16 protein-coding genes are annotated in these 18,114 nt (G+C 64.3%); 11 read left to right on the plus strand and 5 right to left on the minus strand.

Features of this window, described 5'->3' with window-relative positions; genetic code table 11:
* Positions 1–158 precede the first annotated feature (158 nt).
* The 5 genes from CAG44_RS24770 (at position 159) to CAG44_RS24790 (ending at position 5,526) form a co-directional block, all read left to right on the plus strand.
* Entirely contained in the window at positions 159–1,139 is a 981-nt protein-coding gene (locus CAG44_RS24770) for an aliphatic sulfonate ABC transporter substrate-binding protein (RefSeq protein ID WP_025338898.1), read from the plus strand.
* 16 nt (positions 1,140–1,155) lie between these two features.
* Positions 1,156–2,547, plus strand: coding sequence for an LLM class flavin-dependent oxidoreductase (locus tag CAG44_RS24775; RefSeq protein WP_085693162.1), 1,392 nt, complete (start codon positions 1,156–1,158; stop codon positions 2,545–2,547).
* A 106-nt stretch (positions 2,548–2,653) separates the two neighbouring features.
* Positions 2,654–3,490 (plus strand): bifunctional allantoicase/(S)-ureidoglycine aminohydrolase, encoded by an 837-nt coding sequence (locus tag CAG44_RS24780; RefSeq protein WP_013972924.1) that lies wholly within the window; start codon positions 2,654–2,656, stop codon positions 3,488–3,490.
* Between the two features lie 160 nt (positions 3,491–3,650).
* Complete coding sequence (locus CAG44_RS24785) at positions 3,651–4,250, plus strand: START domain-containing protein (protein ID WP_025338897.1); 600 nt, start codon at positions 3,651–3,653, stop codon at positions 4,248–4,250.
* Between the two features lie 340 nt (positions 4,251–4,590).
* Complete coding sequence (locus tag CAG44_RS24790; protein ID WP_085693163.1) at positions 4,591–5,526, plus strand: LysR substrate-binding domain-containing protein; 936 nt, start codon at positions 4,591–4,593, stop codon at positions 5,524–5,526.
* Positions 5,527–5,658: 132 nt separating this feature from the next.
* Here CAG44_RS24790 and CAG44_RS24795 read toward each other — a convergent pair whose 3' ends face one another.
* Together CAG44_RS24795 and CAG44_RS24800 are read right to left on the minus strand one after the other, a co-directional pair.
* The gene (locus CAG44_RS24795; protein WP_085693164.1) at positions 5,659–7,077 is read right to left on the minus strand and encodes an amino acid permease; all 1,419 of its coding nucleotides are present in this window, start codon (positions 7,075–7,077) and stop codon (positions 5,659–5,661) included.
* Between the two features lie 343 nt (positions 7,078–7,420).
* The gene (locus CAG44_RS24800; protein ID WP_012272037.1) at positions 7,421–7,843 is read right to left on the minus strand and encodes an Lrp/AsnC family transcriptional regulator; all 423 of its coding nucleotides are present in this window, start codon (positions 7,841–7,843) and stop codon (positions 7,421–7,423) included.
* A 187-nt stretch (positions 7,844–8,030) separates the two neighbouring features.
* Between CAG44_RS24800 and CAG44_RS24805 the strand changes: the two genes are divergently transcribed.
* Entirely contained in the window at positions 8,031–9,083 is a 1,053-nt protein-coding gene (locus CAG44_RS24805) for an ornithine cyclodeaminase (protein ID WP_085591437.1), read from the plus strand.
* A gap of 25 nt (positions 9,084–9,108) precedes the next feature.
* Positions 9,109–10,047 carry a citrulline utilization hydrolase CtlX gene (ctlX, locus tag CAG44_RS24810; RefSeq protein ID WP_178076941.1) on the plus strand — a complete coding sequence of 313 codons (939 nt, stop codon included), beginning with the start codon at positions 9,109–9,111 and terminating at the stop codon, positions 10,045–10,047.
* Positions 10,048–10,289: 242 nt separating this feature from the next.
* Here ctlX and CAG44_RS24815 read toward each other — a convergent pair whose 3' ends face one another.
* Positions 10,290–11,171 (minus strand): LysR substrate-binding domain-containing protein, encoded by an 882-nt coding sequence (locus tag CAG44_RS24815; RefSeq protein WP_085591441.1) that lies wholly within the window; start codon positions 11,169–11,171, stop codon positions 10,290–10,292.
* Positions 11,172–11,241: 70 nt separating this feature from the next.
* Positions 11,242–13,032 carry a gamma-glutamyltransferase gene (gene ggt / locus CAG44_RS24820; RefSeq protein ID WP_085591443.1) on the minus strand — a complete coding sequence of 597 codons (1,791 nt, stop codon included), beginning with the start codon at positions 13,030–13,032 and terminating at the stop codon, positions 11,242–11,244.
* Positions 13,033–13,149: 117 nt separating this feature from the next.
* Between ggt and CAG44_RS24825 the strand changes: the two genes are divergently transcribed.
* Complete coding sequence (locus CAG44_RS24825) at positions 13,150–13,800, plus strand: ankyrin repeat domain-containing protein (RefSeq protein ID WP_085693165.1); 651 nt, start codon at positions 13,150–13,152, stop codon at positions 13,798–13,800.
* 235 nt (positions 13,801–14,035) lie between these two features.
* On the opposite strand, the gene pobA is transcribed toward CAG44_RS24825, so the two are convergent.
* On the minus strand, positions 14,036–15,223 hold the full coding sequence (gene pobA, locus CAG44_RS24830; RefSeq protein ID WP_085693166.1) for a 4-hydroxybenzoate 3-monooxygenase: 1,188 nt from the start codon (positions 15,221–15,223) through the stop codon (positions 14,036–14,038).
* Between the two features lie 172 nt (positions 15,224–15,395).
* Between pobA and CAG44_RS24835 the strand changes: the two genes are divergently transcribed.
* The 3 genes from CAG44_RS24835 (at position 15,396) to CAG44_RS24850 (ending at position 17,791) form a co-directional block, all read left to right on the plus strand.
* Entirely contained in the window at positions 15,396–16,274 is an 879-nt protein-coding gene (locus CAG44_RS24835; RefSeq protein ID WP_075045031.1) for a helix-turn-helix domain-containing protein, read from the plus strand.
* 199 nt (positions 16,275–16,473) lie between these two features.
* A complete protein-coding gene (locus CAG44_RS24845; protein WP_013972930.1) occupies positions 16,474–16,872 on the plus strand; it encodes a MerR family DNA-binding transcriptional regulator in 399 nt (132 codons plus the stop codon).
* Positions 16,873–16,891: 19 nt separating this feature from the next.
* Positions 16,892–17,791: a hydroxymethylglutaryl-CoA lyase gene (locus tag CAG44_RS24850; protein WP_061551595.1), complete on the plus strand. Its 900-nt coding sequence runs from the start codon at positions 16,892–16,894 to the stop codon at positions 17,789–17,791.
* Positions 17,792–18,114 lie beyond the last annotated feature (323 nt).

Here is an 18,114-nt window from a genome sequence, read left to right on the forward strand (position 1 = left end):
AATGTGAAAAAAATGTCGAAATGGACCAACCATTACAAAACAAAAGGATATAAAAATAACAAAACAATCTAACAGACAGGAATATTAAAATTGAAAGCCAAACGCCACCTCCTTAGTCTGGGCACATCGTTTCCCTTCCAATTCAAGGAGCAATGCCCATGCCCGCCCGTGCCTTCTCCCCCCTGCGCCGCCTGTTGATCGGCGGCTTGCTGGCCAGTGTCGCCAGTACCCTGTTGCCCTGGTCCCAAGCCCTGGCCGATGAGGCCAGGACCCTGCGCATCGGTTACCAGAAGTTCAACAGCATCAACATCCTCAAGGGCAGCGGCGCCTTGGAAAAGGCCCTGGCACCGCAAGGCGTGAAAGTCAGCTGGCACGAGTTCGCCGCCGGCCCGCAGTTGCTCGAAGCCTTGAGCACCGGCGCCATCGACCTCGGCCATGCCGCCGACGCACCCTCGGTGTTCGCCCAGGCCGCAGGCAAGCCGGTGGTGTACCTGGCCGCCGAGCAACCCTACCCACGCGGCATCGGCCTGGTGGTGCGCGAGCAGGACCACCTGGCCAGCGTGCAAGACCTCAAGGGCAAGCGCGTGGCCACCGGCCGCGGCTGGAACGCCCAATACCTGCTGGCCGTTGCCCTGGAACAGGCCGGCCTCAGCTACCAGGACATCACCCCGGCCTACGTCAACAACGCCGCCGATGCCGTGGCTGCCCTGCAATCGGGCAGCGTCCAGGCCGTGACCCTGTGGGACCCGTTCCTCGCCGCGGCAGAAAGCCAGCCGGGCCTGAAGAACCTGCGCGACGGCAGCGGTCTGTCCAACAACCGCACCTTCTACCTGTCCACCGCCAGCTTCGCCGACCAGCATCGCGCCTTGCTGAAGACCTTCTTCGCCGAACTGGGCAAGGTCAGCCAGTGGGCCAATGCCAAGCCTGCGGAAGTTGCCGCGCTGCTGGCCCCGCAACTGGGGATCAACGCCAACGTGCTGCAAGTGGCCAGCGAGCGGCGCAACTACAACGCCGTGGCCATTACCCCGCAGATCGTTGCCGAGCAACAGAAGCTGGCCGATACCTTCCAGGGCCTGGGCCTGATTCCACGCAAGCTGCAGGTGGCCGACGCGGTCTACCCGGCTTCCGTATTGCCTTGAGCGGAGCGCGCCCACCATGCCCCGCCCGATTCGCTTCAACGCCTTCAGCATGAATGCCGCCAGCCACCAGTCCCCCGGCCTGTGGCGCCACCCGCGCAACACCAGCGTGGCCTTCAACCGCCTGGGCTACTGGACCGACCTGGCCCGCCTGCTCGAACGCGGCCTGTTCGATGCCCTGTTCATCGCCGATGTGCTGGGCATCTACGACGTCTACCAGGGCGGCCCCGAAGCCGCCCTGCGCGGTGGCGTGCAGGTGCCGGTCAACGACCCGCTGCTGCTGGTGCCGGCCATGGCCGGGGTTACCGAGCACCTGGGCTTCGGCGTCACCTTCTCGCTCACCTACGAACACCCCTACCCGTTCGCCCGGCGCATGTCGACGCTCGACCACCTGAGCAATGGCCGGGTCGGCTGGAACATCGTCACCGGCTACCTCGACAGCGCCGCACGCAACCTGGGCCTGGCGCGCCAGCTGGGCCACGACCAGCGCTATGACCTGGCCGAGGAATACCTGCAGGTGCTGTACAAGCTCTGGGAGAAAAGCTGGGACGACGACGCGGTGCTGCTGGAGCGTGACAGCGGGCGCTATATCGAACCCACCCGGGTGCACCCCATCAACCATGTGGGCGAGCACTTCCAGGTGCCGGGCATGCACCTGTGCCAACCTTCGCCGCAACGCACGCCGGTGCTGTTCCAGGCCGGTGCTTCGGCACGCGGCCAGCAGTTCGCGGCGCGGCACGCCGAATGCGTGTTCATCAGCGGGCCGACGCCCACGGTACTGCGCCGCTACGCCGACGGCATCCGCCAGGCCAGCGAGGTGGCCGGGCGCGGCCGGGACGAGGTGCTGATCTACGCCCAGGCGCTGTTGATCGTCGCCCCTACCCGGGAGGAGGCCGAGGCGCGCTTCGCCGAATACCGCCGTTATGTCGACCTGGACGCCGCCCTGGCACTGCTGTCGGGCTGGACCGGCATCGACTTTGCCGGCCTCGACCCCGATGCGCCCATCGAATACGTCGAGAACGATGCCGGCCGCGCAGCCCTGGCCGCCTTCACCGCCGCCGACCCGAACCGCCGCTGGACCGTGCGCGAGGCTGCCGAGTTCGTTGGCCTGGGCGGCCGTGGCCCGGTGCTGGTGGGTGCTGCCAGCGAGGTGGCCGACCAGTTGGAAAGCTGGCTGGACCAGACCGGCATCGATGGCTTCAACCTGACCTACGCAGTGCAACCGGACGACCTGGCAAATGTGGTCGAGCTGCTGGTGCCGGAGTTGCAACGCCGTGGCCGCTACCCGCTGAGTCATGCCGAAGGCACCTTGCGCCACAAGCTGTTCGGCCAGGGCGACCGCTTGCCGGAAGGGCACGCTGGCCGGCAGGTTCGCATTCAGCCGGCAAATACCGGGTATTCCAACATTTAATTTGTGGATGGCGCACACTCGACCCTATTCTGTCGCCACATCCCCTGCGCCGCACCGGCCGGTGCGGTTCACGGCATGGGGAGAGAACAACAAGTCGAGATCGTCCATGTCGAACCATTCGTACTTCGCCCCCCACGGTGGGCACCCGGCTCAGACCGAGCTGCTGACTGACCGTGCCATGTTCACCGAAGCCTATGCCGTCATCCCCAAGGGCGTGATGCGTGACATCGTCACCAGCCACCTGCCGTTCTGGGACAAGATGCGCATGTGGGTCATCGCCCGCCCGCTGACCGGTTTTGCCGAAACCTTCTCCCAGTACATCGTCGAAGTGGCCCCGGAAGGCGGCAGCGAACGCCCTGAGCTGGACCCGAACGCCGAAGCCGTGGTGTTCATCGTCGAAGGCGAACTGGACATCACCGTCGAAGGCAAGCACCACACCCTGGTACCGGGCGGCTACGCCTTCCTGGCCCCGGGCGCCGAGTGGAGCCTGCGCAACAACAGCAAGTCCAACGTCACCTTCCACTGGCTGCGCAAGCACTACCAGAAGGTCGAAGGCCTGGACGTTCCCGAGTCGTTCGTCACCCACCGTGACAACGCCACCGTCATCGAGATGCCGGGCACCGAAGGCCGCTGGGTCACCACCCGCTTCGTCGACATGGCCGACATGCGCCACGACATGCACGTGAACATCGTCACCTTCCAGCCGGGCGGCGTGATCCCGTTCGCCGAGACCCACGTGATGGAACACGGCCTGTACGTGCTGGAAGGCAAGGCGGTGTACCGCCTGAACCAGGACTGGGTCGAAGTGGAAGCCGGCGACTTCATGTGGTTGCGCGCCTTCTGCCCGCAAGCCTGCTACGCCGGCGGCCCAGGCAAGTTCAGCTACCTGCTGTACAAGGACGTGAACCGTCACGTGCACCTGACGCTCAACCCTAAGCGTTGATGCATTGGGGGCGCTTTGCGCCCCTTTCGCGACACAAGGCCGCTCCCACAAAAGTACGGTGTACGCCGAACCCTGTGGCAGCGGCCTTGTGTCGCGAAAGGGCTGCAAAGCAGCCCCATTAGCCGCATACTGAAAATCCTGCCCCCGCGCGGTACCAGCCATGAACCGCTGCCTGCTGCTCGCCGCCCTGCTGCTCTGCACCCCCGCCCCAGCCGCCGATGACTGGAACCTGGCCTACGACCGCGAAGGCATCCGCGTTTACCTGAGCGCCGCCCCCGACTCGCCCTACCAGCAATTCCGGGGTGTCAGCACCATGAAAGCCAGCGTTCGCACGCTCACCGACCTGCAGGAGAACCTGCGGGTCGCCTGCAAGTGGCTGTACGCCTGCGCCGAGATGCGCTTGCTGGATGTGCAGGGCGAAAACACCTGGGTGTACCTGACCACCAACCTGCCGTGGCCGACAATGCCGCGGGACATCGTGCTGAAGGTCACCACCGAACGCCTGGACGACGGCACGCTGTTGCGCCACCTGAGCGCCGAGCCAGACAGGATCCCCAAGGTAGATGGGCTGATCCGTGTGCAGCAGCTCAACGGCGAGTGGCGGATGAAACCGCTGGGTGAGCGCAGGACCGAGGTGACCTACCAACTGCAGGCCGACCCTGCCGGGGATGTGCCGGGGTGGCTGGCCAACCGGTTTGTGGTGGATGCGCCAGTGGTGACGTTGCGGACCTTGCGGGCGGTGGCCGAGCGCCAGCCCTAGAGGGTGTTGAAAACCTGCACCGGCCTCATCGCCGGCAAGCCAGCTCCCACAGGTAGCGTTGCTCTCGAGGTTGTCGCTGTACCTGTGGGAGCGGCCTTGTGTCGCGAAAGGGCCGCAACGCGGCCCCAGGATTTGGTGCGCAACAGTTGCTCCCACAGGTACTGTGCAAAGCCTGAGGTCGATGCAATCGAGGTGGGAGCTGGCTTGCCAGCGATGAGGCCAGAACAGGCAACACAAGACAGTTGCTCCAACGGCCCTTTCGGGCTACCGCCATCGCGCTTTTTCTGCCACTGTGCCCGCGCGGCGCGGACCAGCGCGCCGCGCCTGGCCAGGACGTCACATGAAAACACAAGAAAATGGCAACACGCACAAAGGCTACCGGCGCATCATCCCGTCGATGACCGCGCTACTCGAATTCGAAGCGGTAGCCCGTCACACCAGTTTCACCCTGGCCGCCCAGGAGCTGGGCGTCACCCAGGCCGCGGTCAGCAAGCAGGTCAGGCAGCTTGAAGAAAACCTCGGCCGCCAACTGTTCCAGCGCCTGCACCGCGGCATCCGCCTGACCAGCGAGGGCCAGGCGCTGTACGCGGTGGTTTCCGATTCCATGCAGAAGATCGCCTCGGTCTTCGACCGCCTCAGCGAAGGCGACAGCGAGCAGGAACTGGTGCTCAGTTCCACCGCCACCTTCTCCCAGTTGCGGGTGATGCCGCGCCTGGGCAGCCTGCGCAGCGCCCTGCCCCAGGTGCGCCTGCGCCTGGCCACGCAGATGTTCACCGGCGACCTGCGCAACCACGATGTCGACCTGCTGGTGCGCTATGGCAATGGCCGCTGGGAAGACGGCAATGCCCTGCACCTGTTCGATGAAGAGATCTTCCCGGTGTGCTCGCCGGCCTGGCTGGCGCGCAACCCGCTGCCGGACTCGCTGGAGGCGCTGTACCGGGCCGACCTGCTGGACGCCGATGCCACCACCGAAGGCTGGATGACCTGGCCCACCTGGTTCCGCGCACTGGGCGGCAACCCGCCGAAGCTGCACTACAACCTGCGCTGCCAGCTGTATACCGACACCATCCAGGGCGCACTGCATGGGCATGGTGTGGCACTGGGCTGGGGGCGCATGCTCGACCACCTGCTGGCGTCCGGCGAGCTGGTGCGCCTGACCGACCTGGTGGTGCGGCCGCGTGAGGCCTATTACCTGGTGGTGCCTCACGGGCGCACCACTACCCCGACCATTCTGGGGCTGGTGGACTGGCTGCGCGATACTTTGCCTGCCAGCTGAACAAGTAACTGGGGCGGCTTTGCGGCCCATCGCCGGCAAGCCGCTCCCACAGGTGGACCACAGCCCTTGAGCCTGCGCAGTACCTGTGGGAGCTGGCTTGCCGGCGATGGGCTGCACAGCAGCCCCAAAGTGCTAAGCGGCAGTAGCTGCCTGCGGCCGAGCACAGGCCCTGGCCCTGCGCCGATAGGCCAGCAACAGGCCTGCGTACCACAGCGGCATCACGTACAGCGCGGTGCGGGTATCCGGCTCCAGCGCCAGCAGGCACAGCACGAAGATCAGGAATAGCTGCGACAGCGCAGCGGTGACCTTGCCACCAGGCAGCTTGAACGTCGACTGCTCATGCGCCTGCGGATCCTGTCGGCGGTAGGCGAAGTAGGACAGCAGGATCAGCGACCAGGTAACGATGATCATCACCGCGGAAATGGTCGACACCAGGGTGAACACGGTCATCACCTCGGGGATCACGAACAGCAGCGTCAGCGCGATCGCCATGCACACCCCCGAGAACACCAGCGCGCGTACCGGCGTACCCGAGCCCGACAACCGCCCGAACGCCAGCGGTGCCTGCTGCTGGTGAGACAGGCCGTAGAGCATCCGCGAGCCAGAATACACGCCACTGTTGGCCGACGAGGCCGCAGAGGTCAGCACCACGAAGTTGATGATGCCAGCGGCGGCGGGCAACCCACCCAGCAGGAACAGTTCGACGAACGGGCTGCGATTGGCCGGCACATTGGCCCAGGAGATGACACTGATGATGCACACCAGCGAGCAGATGTAGAACAGCAGGATACGCACCGGGATGGTGTTGATGGCCTTGGGCAAGGTCCGCTCCGGATCCTTGGCCTCCGCGGCTGCGGTGCCGATCAGCTCGGTACCGACAAAGGAGAATATGGCGATCTGGAACCCGGCGAGGAAACCGAGGATGCCATGCGGCATGACCACGCCCGGGGCCACCAGGTGGCTGAACGAGGCGGTCACCCCGGCCGGCGAGGTGTAGGAGGTGGCGACCATCACCAGGCCGGTTACCACCAGCAGCACGATGGCCACGATCTTGATCAGGCCGAACCAGAACTCCACCTCGCCAAACGCTTTCACCGCCAGCATGTTCAGCCCCAGCAGCAGGAACATGGTGGCGAATGCCGGTAGCCAGGTGGGTACATCCGGGTACCAGTACTGCACGAACCCCGCCACTACCACCACATCGCCCACCGCCGCGACCACCCAACTCAGCCAGTACGACCAACTGAGGATGTAACCGGCCCTTGGCCCCAGGTAGTTGTGCACCAGGTCGGCGAACGATTCCATCTGCAGGTTGGCCAGCAGCATCTCGCCCATGGCCCGCATGACGCAGAACACGAAAAAGCCGATGATGGCGTACACCAGGATGATCGACGTGCCGGACAGCGCAATGATCTTGCCCGAGCCCATGAACAGGCCGGTGCCAATTGCGCCACTGATCGAAATAAGCTGGATATGCCGGTTTTCCAGCCGGCGCTTGAGCACGCGGCCATCTTCCGGAACTGCGCTTTGCGCGTTGCACGTTTGCTGCATAGTTGACCTCTTATTCTTTTTTTGTAAAACCTCAGCGCCCCGCGCCGCACCAGTTAGTTGGTACTCAAGCGCAGGCTTTTAGTCATTCAAGACTGTCGAAGCGTGGGTATTGACACAGATGAAGAACAGTTCCCGATGCAACTTCGCAGCGGGCTTACTTATTCTATTGAAACGCACCAGAGTGGCGCGCCCGATACAGTCCCGCGAAAGCCGTTTCATTCTGCCAGCGGCCCGGGTCAAGCGGAACGCTACAGAATGCACACAGCCAAAGGGATTTTGTGCAGTGTGAAAAGCCTGGGTGACAGTTTGCACAATGCACCTGCCACAAGGCCTGACCCAGCGGTCACATCTTGTAGGTCGAGAGCAGGATGCTGGTCTCGGTGTTTTCGATGTGCGGTATCGAGCGGATGGTGTTCAACGCCCGGTCGAAGGCCTCGAGGGTGTCGGCACGCAGCTCTGCCATCAGGTCCCAGCGGCCATTGGTGGTATGGATGGCCACCACGTTGGGATGCCCACGCAGCGCGTGCTTGACCTCTGCGGCGTGGTGGCCGCTGATGCCGATGCTGGTGATGGCCCGCACACCCTGCTCCAGCGCATCGGAGCGCAGGCGTACCGTGTAGCCAATGATCACGCCCTGCTCTTCGAGCCGGGTGATGCGGTTTTGCACGGTTGCCCTGGCTACCTTGAGCTTCTTCGCCAGGGTCAGCACGGGGGTGCGCGCGTTGTCCCGCAACAGCGCAATCAGTTCCCGATCGATAGTATCCATGGATGCCTGCCAAATAATCAGATTGCTATTTTGGGGTGGCAGATTGTCTAGAAAGTTGATGAAACTGGCAACCTGCTCTCTTCATCTTGACGCAACCTTTCATCAAAATGTTCACGCCACTTCAACAATCTCAAGCGTTCACCCCGCAGGCCACTGGAGTGAAAGCGCAATAATAAGGTGCAAGAGCATGACGTATTTCATTGATGTTCCAACCATGTCGGACTTGGTACATGACATTGGCGTAGCGCCGTTCATTGGCGAACTGGCCGCAGCCATTCGCGAAGATTACAAACGCTGGCAGGAGTTTGATAAATCCGCGCGTGTTGCCAGCCATTCGGAAGTCGGCGTGATCGAACTGATGCCGGTCGCCGACAACAGCCGTTATGCCTTCAAATACGTCAATGGCCACCCGGCCAACACCGCCCGCGACCTGCATACGGTGATGGCCTTCGGCGTGCTGGCCGATGTCGATACCGGCTACCCGGTGCTGCTGTCCGAACTGACCATCGCCACCGCCCTGCGCACTGCGGCCACCTCGCTGATGGCAGCGCAGGCGCTGGCCCGGCCGAACTCGCGCAAGATGGCGCTGATCGGCAACGGTGCGCAAAGCGAATTCCAGGCACTGGCCTTCCACAAGCACCTGGGCATCGAAGAAATCGTCGCCTACGACACCGACCCGCAGGCCACCGCCAAGCTGATCGCCAACCTCAAGGAATACAGCGGCCTGACCATCCGCCGCGCCGGCTCGGTGGCAGAAGCGGTGAAAGGCGTGGACATCATCACCACGGTGACCGCCGACAAGGCCTACGCCACCATCATCACCCCCGACATGCTCGAGCCTGGCATGCACCTGAATGCCGTGGGTGGCGACTGCCCGGGCAAGACCGAACTGCATGCCGATGTGCTGCGCAGCGCCCGGGTGTTCGTCGAATACGAGCCGCAAACCCGCATCGAAGGTGATATCCAGCAGTTGCCGGCGGACTTCCCGGTGGTCGACCTGTGGCGTGTGCTGCGCGGCGAGACCGAGGGCCGCCAGAGTGACGCCCAGGTCACCGTGTTCGACTCGGTGGGCTTCGCCCTGGAGGACTACACCGTACTACGGTACGTACTACAGCAGACCGAAAAACGCGGCATGGGCAGCAAGATCGACCTGGTGCCTTGGGTGGAGGATGACCCCAAGGACCTGTTCAGCCATACCCGCGGTCGCGCTGCCAAAAGCCGCATCCGACGCGTTGCCTAACCCTGCTCCCAACCTGGTATTTCACATGGCATTTCCAACGCGTTCCATTCAGGCACCTGCAGCAGTGGTCATGGTCAGGCCGCATGCCTTCACCCCCAACCCGGAAACCGCAGCCGACAACTCGTTCCAGCGCAGCAACCCCGACATCGCCGCCCAGGCCCTGGCCGAGGTGGCACGCGATGAGGTCACCCAGGCTGCCGGGAGGCTCGAGGCCGAGGGCGTGCGGGTGCATCTGTTCGACGACTTCGGCGAGCACAACACCCCCGACTCGGTATTCCCCAACAACTGGTTTTCCACCCACCCCGGGGGGCACATCGCGATCTACTCGATGTACTCGCGCAACCGCCGCCGCGAACGGCGCGCCGATGTGATCGAGATGCTCAAGCACGAGTACCGGGTGCAGGATGTGATCGACTATTCGGGGCTGGAGCAGGACGAACTGTTCCTTGAAGGGACCGGCGCCATGGTCTTCGACCACCTGTCGCGGGTGGCCTACACCGCGCGCTCCAACCGCGCCGACCCGATTGCCCTGGAGCGCTTCAGTACGCACTTCAACTTCGAGCCGATGGTGTTCGACACCGCCGATGAACAAGGCACGCCGATCTACCACACCAATGTGCTGATGTGCGTGGCGACGGAGTTTGCGCTGGTGGGTTTTGGCACCTTCACCAACAAGGTGCGGGCCGAGGAAGTGCGCATGCGCCTGCTTGAGTCGGGCCGCGATGTGATCGACCTGAGCAACCGGCAGATCAGCCAGTTCGCCGGCAATGCCATCGAACTGTCCGGGCGTGACGGGCGCATCCTGGCGCTGTCACGCAAGGCCTTCGACAGCCTGACCGGCGAACAGCGCCAGCGCATCGAACGCTCGGCGCGGCTGGTGCCACTGGACGTACCGACCATCGAGATGGCAGGGGGCTCGGTGCGCTGCATGATTGCCGGGATTCATTTGTCGCCCAGAAGCTAGCGTTGATGCTGCAATTTTTTGGGGCTGCTGCGCAGCCCATCGCAGGCAAGCCAGCTCCCACCTCGACCGCATTGGCCTCAAGCCATACGCAAACCCTGTGGGAGCTGGCTTGCCGGCGATGAGGCCAGGACAGGCAACACAAGACAGTTGCTCCCACCGTGACCGCATTGGCCTCAATGCCATACGCAAACCCTGTGGGAGCTGGCTTGCCGGCGATGGGCCGCAAAGCGGCCCCAACCCTGTCAGATCCCGCCACCCGCAAGCAATTGCGTCATCACCTCGGCCAACGCCTTGACCATCACATCCGCCGTCGGCCGGTGGACGATGACGATTTCATAGCTGTCGACCTCCGGCAACCCTTGCCCTGCCCCCAGCACCCGGTGCTCGCCAGTGGCCGCCCGTGGCGGCAGCAGGCTGATACCCATGCCATCGGCGACCGCTGCCTGGATGCCGCTGAGGCTGGAGCTGGTGAAGCTGATGCGCCAACGCCGGCCCATGCCTTCGATGGCGGTGATCATGTCGTCGCGGTACAGGCCGCGGGGCGGGAAGGTCACCAGCGGGATCGGGTCCAGTTCGAAGGCGGGCGTGCGCGCGCTGTCGATCCACTGCAGGCGCTCGGGCCAGCAGGCCACGCCTTCGCGGCTGTTGCGCCGCTGCTTGAGCAACACCAGGTCGAGCTCACCGTTGTCGTAGGCCTGGCTGAGGTCGCGGCACAGGCCGCTGGTCACTTCCAGCTTCACCTGCGGGTGCAGCCGGCTGAACGCCGACAGCGCATTGGTGGTACGCCCGCCCACGAAGTCCTCAGGCACGCCAAGGCGCACGGTCATGCCAACCATCGCCCCGGCCAAGGCTTCGAGCATCTGGTCGTTGAGGGCCAGCATGTGCCGGGCATAGCCGAGCAGGGTCTGCCCGGCGTCGGTCGGCAGCACGTCGCGATTGCCACGCACCAGCAGACGGTGGCCAACCATATCCTCCAGGCGGCGCACCTTCTGGCTGATAGTCGATTGGGTGGAGTGCAGGCGCGCAGCAGCCGTGGTGAAGCTGCCGCAATCGGCCACCACGACAATGGCACGCAACAGGTCGAGGTCGAACAGGGCCCTATTCGATTTCACGCTGATGGACATCTTGATATTCAACTTCTGAATGACAAGACTGACTTCTATCACGCCACCTGCTGCACCGCAACGCGCACTGCTAGTCGCCGACTGCCACGCCTTCGCGCCGAGGGTCGGCACCACCCGACCAACCCTCGCCACTGCGCAGGATAATCTGCATGCCACTGGTCATGGTCATCGGCGTCACCTCATGCCCCCAGGCTGCCAACTGGCGGATCAGTGCCGGGCTGGCCAACCCCGCCTCTACCTCGGTGCCGGCATTGCGGCTGCCGAAGTTGGGCAGGCCGGCGGCCTGCTGCGGGTCGAGCTGCCAATCCAGCAGGCCGATCAGCGCCTTGTTCACGTAGCCGATGATCTGCGAGCCGCCGGGCGAGCCCAGGCTGGCCACCAGCTCGCCGGAAGCTTGCGAGAACACCAGGGTCGGCGCCATGGCCGACAGTGGCCGTTTGCCCGGTTGCACCCGGTTGGCCACAGGCTTGCCTTGTTCCCGGGGGATGAACGAGAAGTCGGTCAGGTGGTTGTTGAGCAAAAAGCCCTTGACCATCAGGTGCGAGCCGAACGCTGCTTCCACCGAAGTGGTCATGGCCAGGGCCTGGCCGCGGTCATCCACCGCACTGAGGTGCGAGGTGGATATGCGCAGCGGCGAGCGGTCAGGCGCCAGGGCCAGGTCGGCCCCCTGCGGCTGGCCCGGGCGGGCGCGTTTCATGCTGTACTCGCCGACCTGCGCAGCGCGGCTGGCCAGGTACGCGGAGTCGGTCAGGGCCTTGAGCGGCACCGGCACGTAATCGCTGTCGGCCAGGTACTGGGCGCGGTCGGCATAGGCCAGGCGCTCGGCCTCGGCAACCAGGTGCACGGCCAGCGGCGGGGCTTCCAGCCCGGCAACCGACGAAGTGCGCAGCGGCCGCATGGCGGCAAGGTCGCGCTGTGGCGAAGCCCGTTGCAGTGCCTCCAAGATGCCCAGGGTCTGCAGCACCGTCACCCCGCCCGACGACGGCGGCGGCATGCCACAGATGCGCCAGGCCTTGTAGGGGCCGCACAGCGGCTCGCGCATCTTGGCCCGGTATTGCTGCATATCCTGCAACGACAGGTAGCCGGCATTGGCATGGCTGCGCACCTTGGCGACGATGGCTTCGGCGATCTCGCCGCTGTAGAACACTTCGGGGCCGTGCGCGGCAATCTGCTCGAAGGTTTGCGCAAGCTCGGGGTTGCGCAAGGTAGCCCCCACCGCCAGTGGCTTGCCCTGTTCATCCAGGAAGTAGCGGGCCATGGCGGGTGAACGGGCAATGAACGGGTCGCCCGCCACCAGCGTGTGAAGGCGCTCGGAAACCGCGAAACCGTTACGTGCCAGCGCAATGGCCGGGGCGAACAGGTCGCTCCAGGGCAGCTTGCCGTGCTGCTCATGGGCCAGCTTCAGGGCACGCAGAACTCCCGGTACGCCCACCGAACGCCCGCCGATCTGCGCCGCCCTGAATGGCATCGGTGAACCATCGGCCTGCAGGAACAGGTTTTCCGTCACCGCCGCCGGGGCTGCCTCGCGGCCATCGAACGCCTGTACGCGCTGCCCATCCCAGTAGAGGATGAACGCCCCGCCGCCAATGCCGCTGGATTGCGGTTCGACCAGGGTCAGCACCATCTGCATGGCGATGGCCGCGTCGATGGCGCTGCCACCGGCGCGCAGCATCGCCCGCCCCGCCTCGCTGGCCAGCGGGTTGGCGGCGGCGGACATGTGCCGGCTGGCATGCACCGGCTGCAGGCCAGTACGGTAGCCGGAGGCCAGTTCCGGTGGTGCGGGCAGCACCTGGTCGGCACAGGCCCAGCCACTGGCAGCTACCAGGCACAAGGCGCCCATCAGGGGGGTGGAGAATGTCATCGTTATGCTTCCTGCCATTACCTATTCAGCAAGGCACTGTCTGTCATGCGCAAACTTAACTTCAAGCCCTGGCATGTTTTTTCTAGGATGCGGGCAGGTCATCGAGGAGCCTGCCCCATGCGTTCACTACTTGCTGCGATGCTGTTCGCCCTGTGCACCAGCCTTGCCGCCCACGCCGAGAGCACTGCCATGGACAACCGCCTGCACAACGCTGCCCGTCACGATGATGTGCGCACCCTGCAACAACTGCTGGCACAAGGTGCGAAGCTGGAGAGCCGAGACGAGCAAGGGCGCACTGCCCTGCTGGTGGCTACCCACGGCAACCAGGTTGCGGCCGCGAAAGCGCTGATCGAGGCCGGTGCCGATGTGAATGCCAAGGACAACATCGACGACAGCCCGTACCTGTATGCCGGGGCGCGAGGCCTGAACGACATCCTGCGGCTGACCTTGAGCCACGGTGCCGACCTCAAGAGCACCAACCGGTACGGAGGCACTGCGCTGATACCCGCCGCCGAACGCGGGCATGTCGAGACCGTGCAGTTGCTGATCGATGCCGGGGTGGACGTGAACCATCTCAACCGCCTGCACTGGACTGCGCTGCTGGAGGCGGTGATCCTCGGTGACGGCGGGCCGCGGCATGTGGAGATCGTGCGCCGGCTACTGGCGGCCGGGGCGGATCGGCAGATTGCCGACAAGGATGGGGTGACCGCGCTGGAGCATGCGCGGCAGCGGGGGTATCAGGAGATGGAGGCGTTACTGGCCCGCTAGGCAAGGTTGCATGGCACGGGCTTCGCCCGTGATCGCCGGCAAGCCAGCTCCCACCAGGACCGCATCGACTCCAAGCTATACGCGGTCCCTGTGGGAGCAACTGTCCTGTGCTGCCTGTCCTGGCCTCATCGCCGGCAAGCCAGCTCCCACAGGGATAGCGCCTGGCTCGAGGCCGATGCGGTCGAGGTGGGAGCTGGCCTGCCGGCGATGAGGCCAGGGCAGGCAGCACAGGACCTCAGGCCACTTCTTCGAACGGCAGCCCTACATAGTTCTCGGCAATGTTCACCAACCCCGCCGGCGAGGTCAGGAAGTACTCGCGGTCGGCCTCCTGCATCTTCTGGTCCCAGGCGTCCTTGTGGCTGCCGAAGTCATGCAGCAGCTGGGTCATGAACCAGCTGAAACGCTCGCCTTTCCACACCCGGCGCAGGGCCAGCGGCGAATACTGCTGCAGCAGGTCGGTGCGCCCTTCGCGGTACACCTTGACCAGGATGCGGTACAGGTAGTTGACGTCCGATGCCGCCAGGTTCAGGCCCTTGGCGCCGGTCGGCGGGACGATATGCGCGGCATCCCCGACCAGGAACAGATGACCATACTGCATCGGCTCGACCACCAGGCTGCGCAGCGGCGCGATGCTCTTCTCCAGCGCCGGGCCGGTGACCAGGCGTGCAGCCACGTCTTCGGGCAAGCGTGCCTTCAGCTCCTCCCAGAAGCGCTCGTCGGACCACGCCTCCACCTGCTCTTCCAGCGGTACCTGCAGGTAGTAGCGGCTACGGGTGTGCGAACGCTGGCTGCACAGCACGAAACCGCGTTCGTGGTGGGCGTAGATCAGTTCGTGGTTGACCGGTGGCGTGTCTGACAGCATGCCCAGCCAGCCAAACGGGTAGACCCGCTCGTACTGCTTGAGGATGCCTTCGGGGATGCTCTGCCGCGAGACACCGTGGAAGCCGTCACAACCGGCAATGTAGTCGCAGTCCACCCGGTGCACCTGGCCGTCTTTTTCATAGGTCAGGTAGGGCCGTTCGCCCTTGAGTTCGTGCGGCTGGACATTGCTTGCCGAATAGATGATCGGCGCGCCGCTGGCTTCACGTGCCTGCATCAGGTCACGGGTGACCTCGGTCTGGCCGTATACCATCACCGTCTTGCCACCGGTCAGGGCCTTGAGGTCCAGGCGTTGACGGCGCCCGCCGACCAGCAGTTCTACACCCTCGTGTACCAGGCCTTCACGGTCCATGCGCTCGGCCACACCGGCTTCACGCAGCAGGTCGACCGTGCCTTGCTCCAGCACCCCGGCACGGATGCGGCCAAGCACGTATTCGGGCGTCTGGCGTTCGACGATGACCGTATCGATACCGGCCTTGTGCAGCAGTTGGCCCAGCAGCAGGCCAGACGGACCTGCACCAATAATTGCGACCTGAGTTTTCATTGTTGTTGTCTCTGTGCGGACGATGCCGGCCCTGGACTGGCAGTGGGGCGGCATCTGCTGTTAGGGTTTGCCCTTGCATTTTTACTGGCAAAAACAGCCATTGAAGTGTGCTATTCCATGCATAACCTGCACTTTTACAAAAAACGTTCGATTAACGGACAGGCCTGCACGCATGAAATCCACCCTCCCCGGCGTCCCCTTGTTCAAGCTGTATGGCGAAAACCAGGCCTGGCCCGGCACCGACCTGCTGCACTGCGAGTCGATCCCGGCGCGTAGCCGTTTGCACCACTGGGAAATCAAGCCGCACCAGCATGCCGAGCTGTTCCAGTTGCTGTATGTGCAACGCGGGCGGGCCGAGGTGGAGGTCGAGGGGGTGCGCAGCGCCATCAGCGAAGCGGCGATCCAGGTGGTGCCGCCGATGACCGTGCACGGCTTTCGCTTCAGCGCCGATATCCAGGGGCATGTGCTGACCTTCGGCACGGCACTGGTGGCCAACCTGGAGCAGCGCCTGGGTGCGCCGCTGGCGGTGCTGGCGAAGGCAGCGTGTTACCCGCTGGGCCGGGACCGGGTGCACCTGCGCAGCCTGATCGAGACCCTGCAGCAGGAGTACCAGGGCAACGCCCCGGCGCGGGCGGCACTGCTCGAAGCGCTGGTGACGGCGCTGATGGTGTGGATCAGCCGCCGCCAGCAGTTGGGGCAGGCGCCGCGCAACCGCGATGAACGCGACCGCCAGTTGCTGGGGCAGTACCTGCGCCTGGTCGAGGCGCATTACCGTGAGCACCTGTCGGTGGAGGACTTTGCCGCCCGGCTGAATATTCCGAGTTTGCAGTTGAACCAGCTGTGCCGGGCGCTGAGTGGGCAGACCGCGCTGCAGGTGGTGCACCAGCGCTTGCTGCTGGAGGCGCGGCGCAACCTGATCTATACGCGGATGAGCATCGGGCAGTTGTCGGATAGCCTGGGGTTTACCGACCCCACCTATTTTGCCCGGTGGTTCAAGCGGTTGAGTGGGCAGACACCGAATGGGTATCGCAGGTCGGGGTTGTCCGAGTAATTTTTTCGCCTGTGCTGGCCTCTTCGCGGGTGAACCCGCTCCCACAGGGACGGCGGTGCCCTCAAGGCCTGTGCACTTCCTGTGGGAGCGGGTTTACCCGCGAAGAGGCCGGCACAAGCAACACACATCCCGCGCCCCTGCTTGACGTATACGTCAACCTGCCCTCAGGATACCCGCATACCCCACGCCGAGCCCCAGCATGAGCACCCAGACCTACAGCATCTCCGACCTGTCCCGCGAGCTGGACATCACCACCCGCGCCATCCGTTTCTATGAGGAACAGGGCCTGCTCAGCCCCGAGCGCCGTGGCCTGGAGCGTATCTATTCGGCGCGTGACAAGGTCAGCCTGAAGCTCATCCTGCGCGGCAAGCGCATCGGCTTTTCGCTAGCCGAATGCCGCGAGCTGATCGAGCTGTACGACCCCTCCAGCGGCAACCTCAAGCAGCTCAACAGCATGCTGGCGAAAATCGCCGAGCGCCGCGCCCAGCTGGAACAGCAGATGCTCGACATCCACCAGATGCAGCTGGAGCTGGACACCGCCCAGGAGCGCTGCGAACAAGCCCTGGCCGCCACCCTGAACAACAAAGACAACCGCTGAACGCCACAGGAAACCCGCCATGTCCTTGCCCAAACACGTCCGCCTGGTCGAAGTAGGCCCCCGCGACGGCCTGCAGAACGAAGCCCAGCCCATCAGCGTCGCCGACAAGGTGCGCCTGGTGGACGACCTCACCGAGGCGGGCCTGGCCTATATCGAAGTGGGCAGTTTCGTCTCGCCCAAGTGGGTACCACAGATGGCCGGCTCCGCCGAAGTGTTCGCCGGCATCCAGCAGCGCCCGGGTGTCACCTATGCGGCGCTGGCCCCCAACCTGCGCGGTTTCGAGGACGCCCTGGCCGCCGGTGTGAAGGAAGTGGCGGTGTTCGCGGCCGCCTCCGAAGCCTTCTCGCAACGCAACATCAACTGCTCGATCAGCGACAGCCTCAAGCGCTTCGAGCCGATCATGGAAGCCGCGCGCAACCACGGTGTGCGCGTGCGCGGCTATGTGTCGTGCGTGCTCGGCTGCCCCTATGAAGGCAAGGTCAGCGCCGAGCAGGTCGCCCCGGTGGCCCGTGCCCTGCACGACATGGGCTGCTACGAGGTATCGCTGGGCGACACCATCGGCACCGGCACCGCCGGCGAAACCCGGCGCCTGTTCGAGGTGGTCGCGGCACAGGTACCGCGCGAGCAACTGGCCGGGCACTTCCACGATACCTATGGCCAGGCCCTGGCCAACGTGTATGCCAGCCTGCTCGAAGGCATCAGCGTGTTCGACAGCTCGGTGGCCGGGCTGGGCGGCTGCCCCTATGCCAAAGGCGCTACCGGCAATATCGCCAGTGAAGACGTGGTGTACCTGCTGCAGGGGCTGGGCATTGAAACCGGCATCGACCTGGACCTGCTGATCGCCGCCGGCCGCCGCATCAGCAGTGTGCTGGGCCGCGACAACGGGTCGCGGGTAGCGCGGGCGCGCAGCGCGCAATAAGTCATACGGGTGTCACATTGGTGTGGGTGAAGTGTTACCGCCCCCACGTTTTGCAGCAAAAAATCGGGTAACAGGGAAACAAATCGGGAGAATTTCAGGCCGGTCGATTTCGACCGAAATCGCCAAGTGCTTGATTTTAAAGGGTTTGCAAAAGTTGGCACGCACCCTGCTATATCTCTGGTACAACAACAAAAAGAATGTGACACCCAATAAAAACAACAGGTAACGGCTCTGACATAACAAGAACAACACGGCAGAGGCGTAGCAAGCAGATTTTTTTGGAGTCGACACGCTTTTCAGGGGTAGGCCCCGCGGTCTGGCAC

It is taken from the genome of Pseudomonas sp. B13(2017) (assembly GCF_002113245.1).
Lineage (GTDB): Bacteria > Pseudomonadota > Gammaproteobacteria > Pseudomonadales > Pseudomonadaceae > Aquipseudomonas > Aquipseudomonas putida_Z.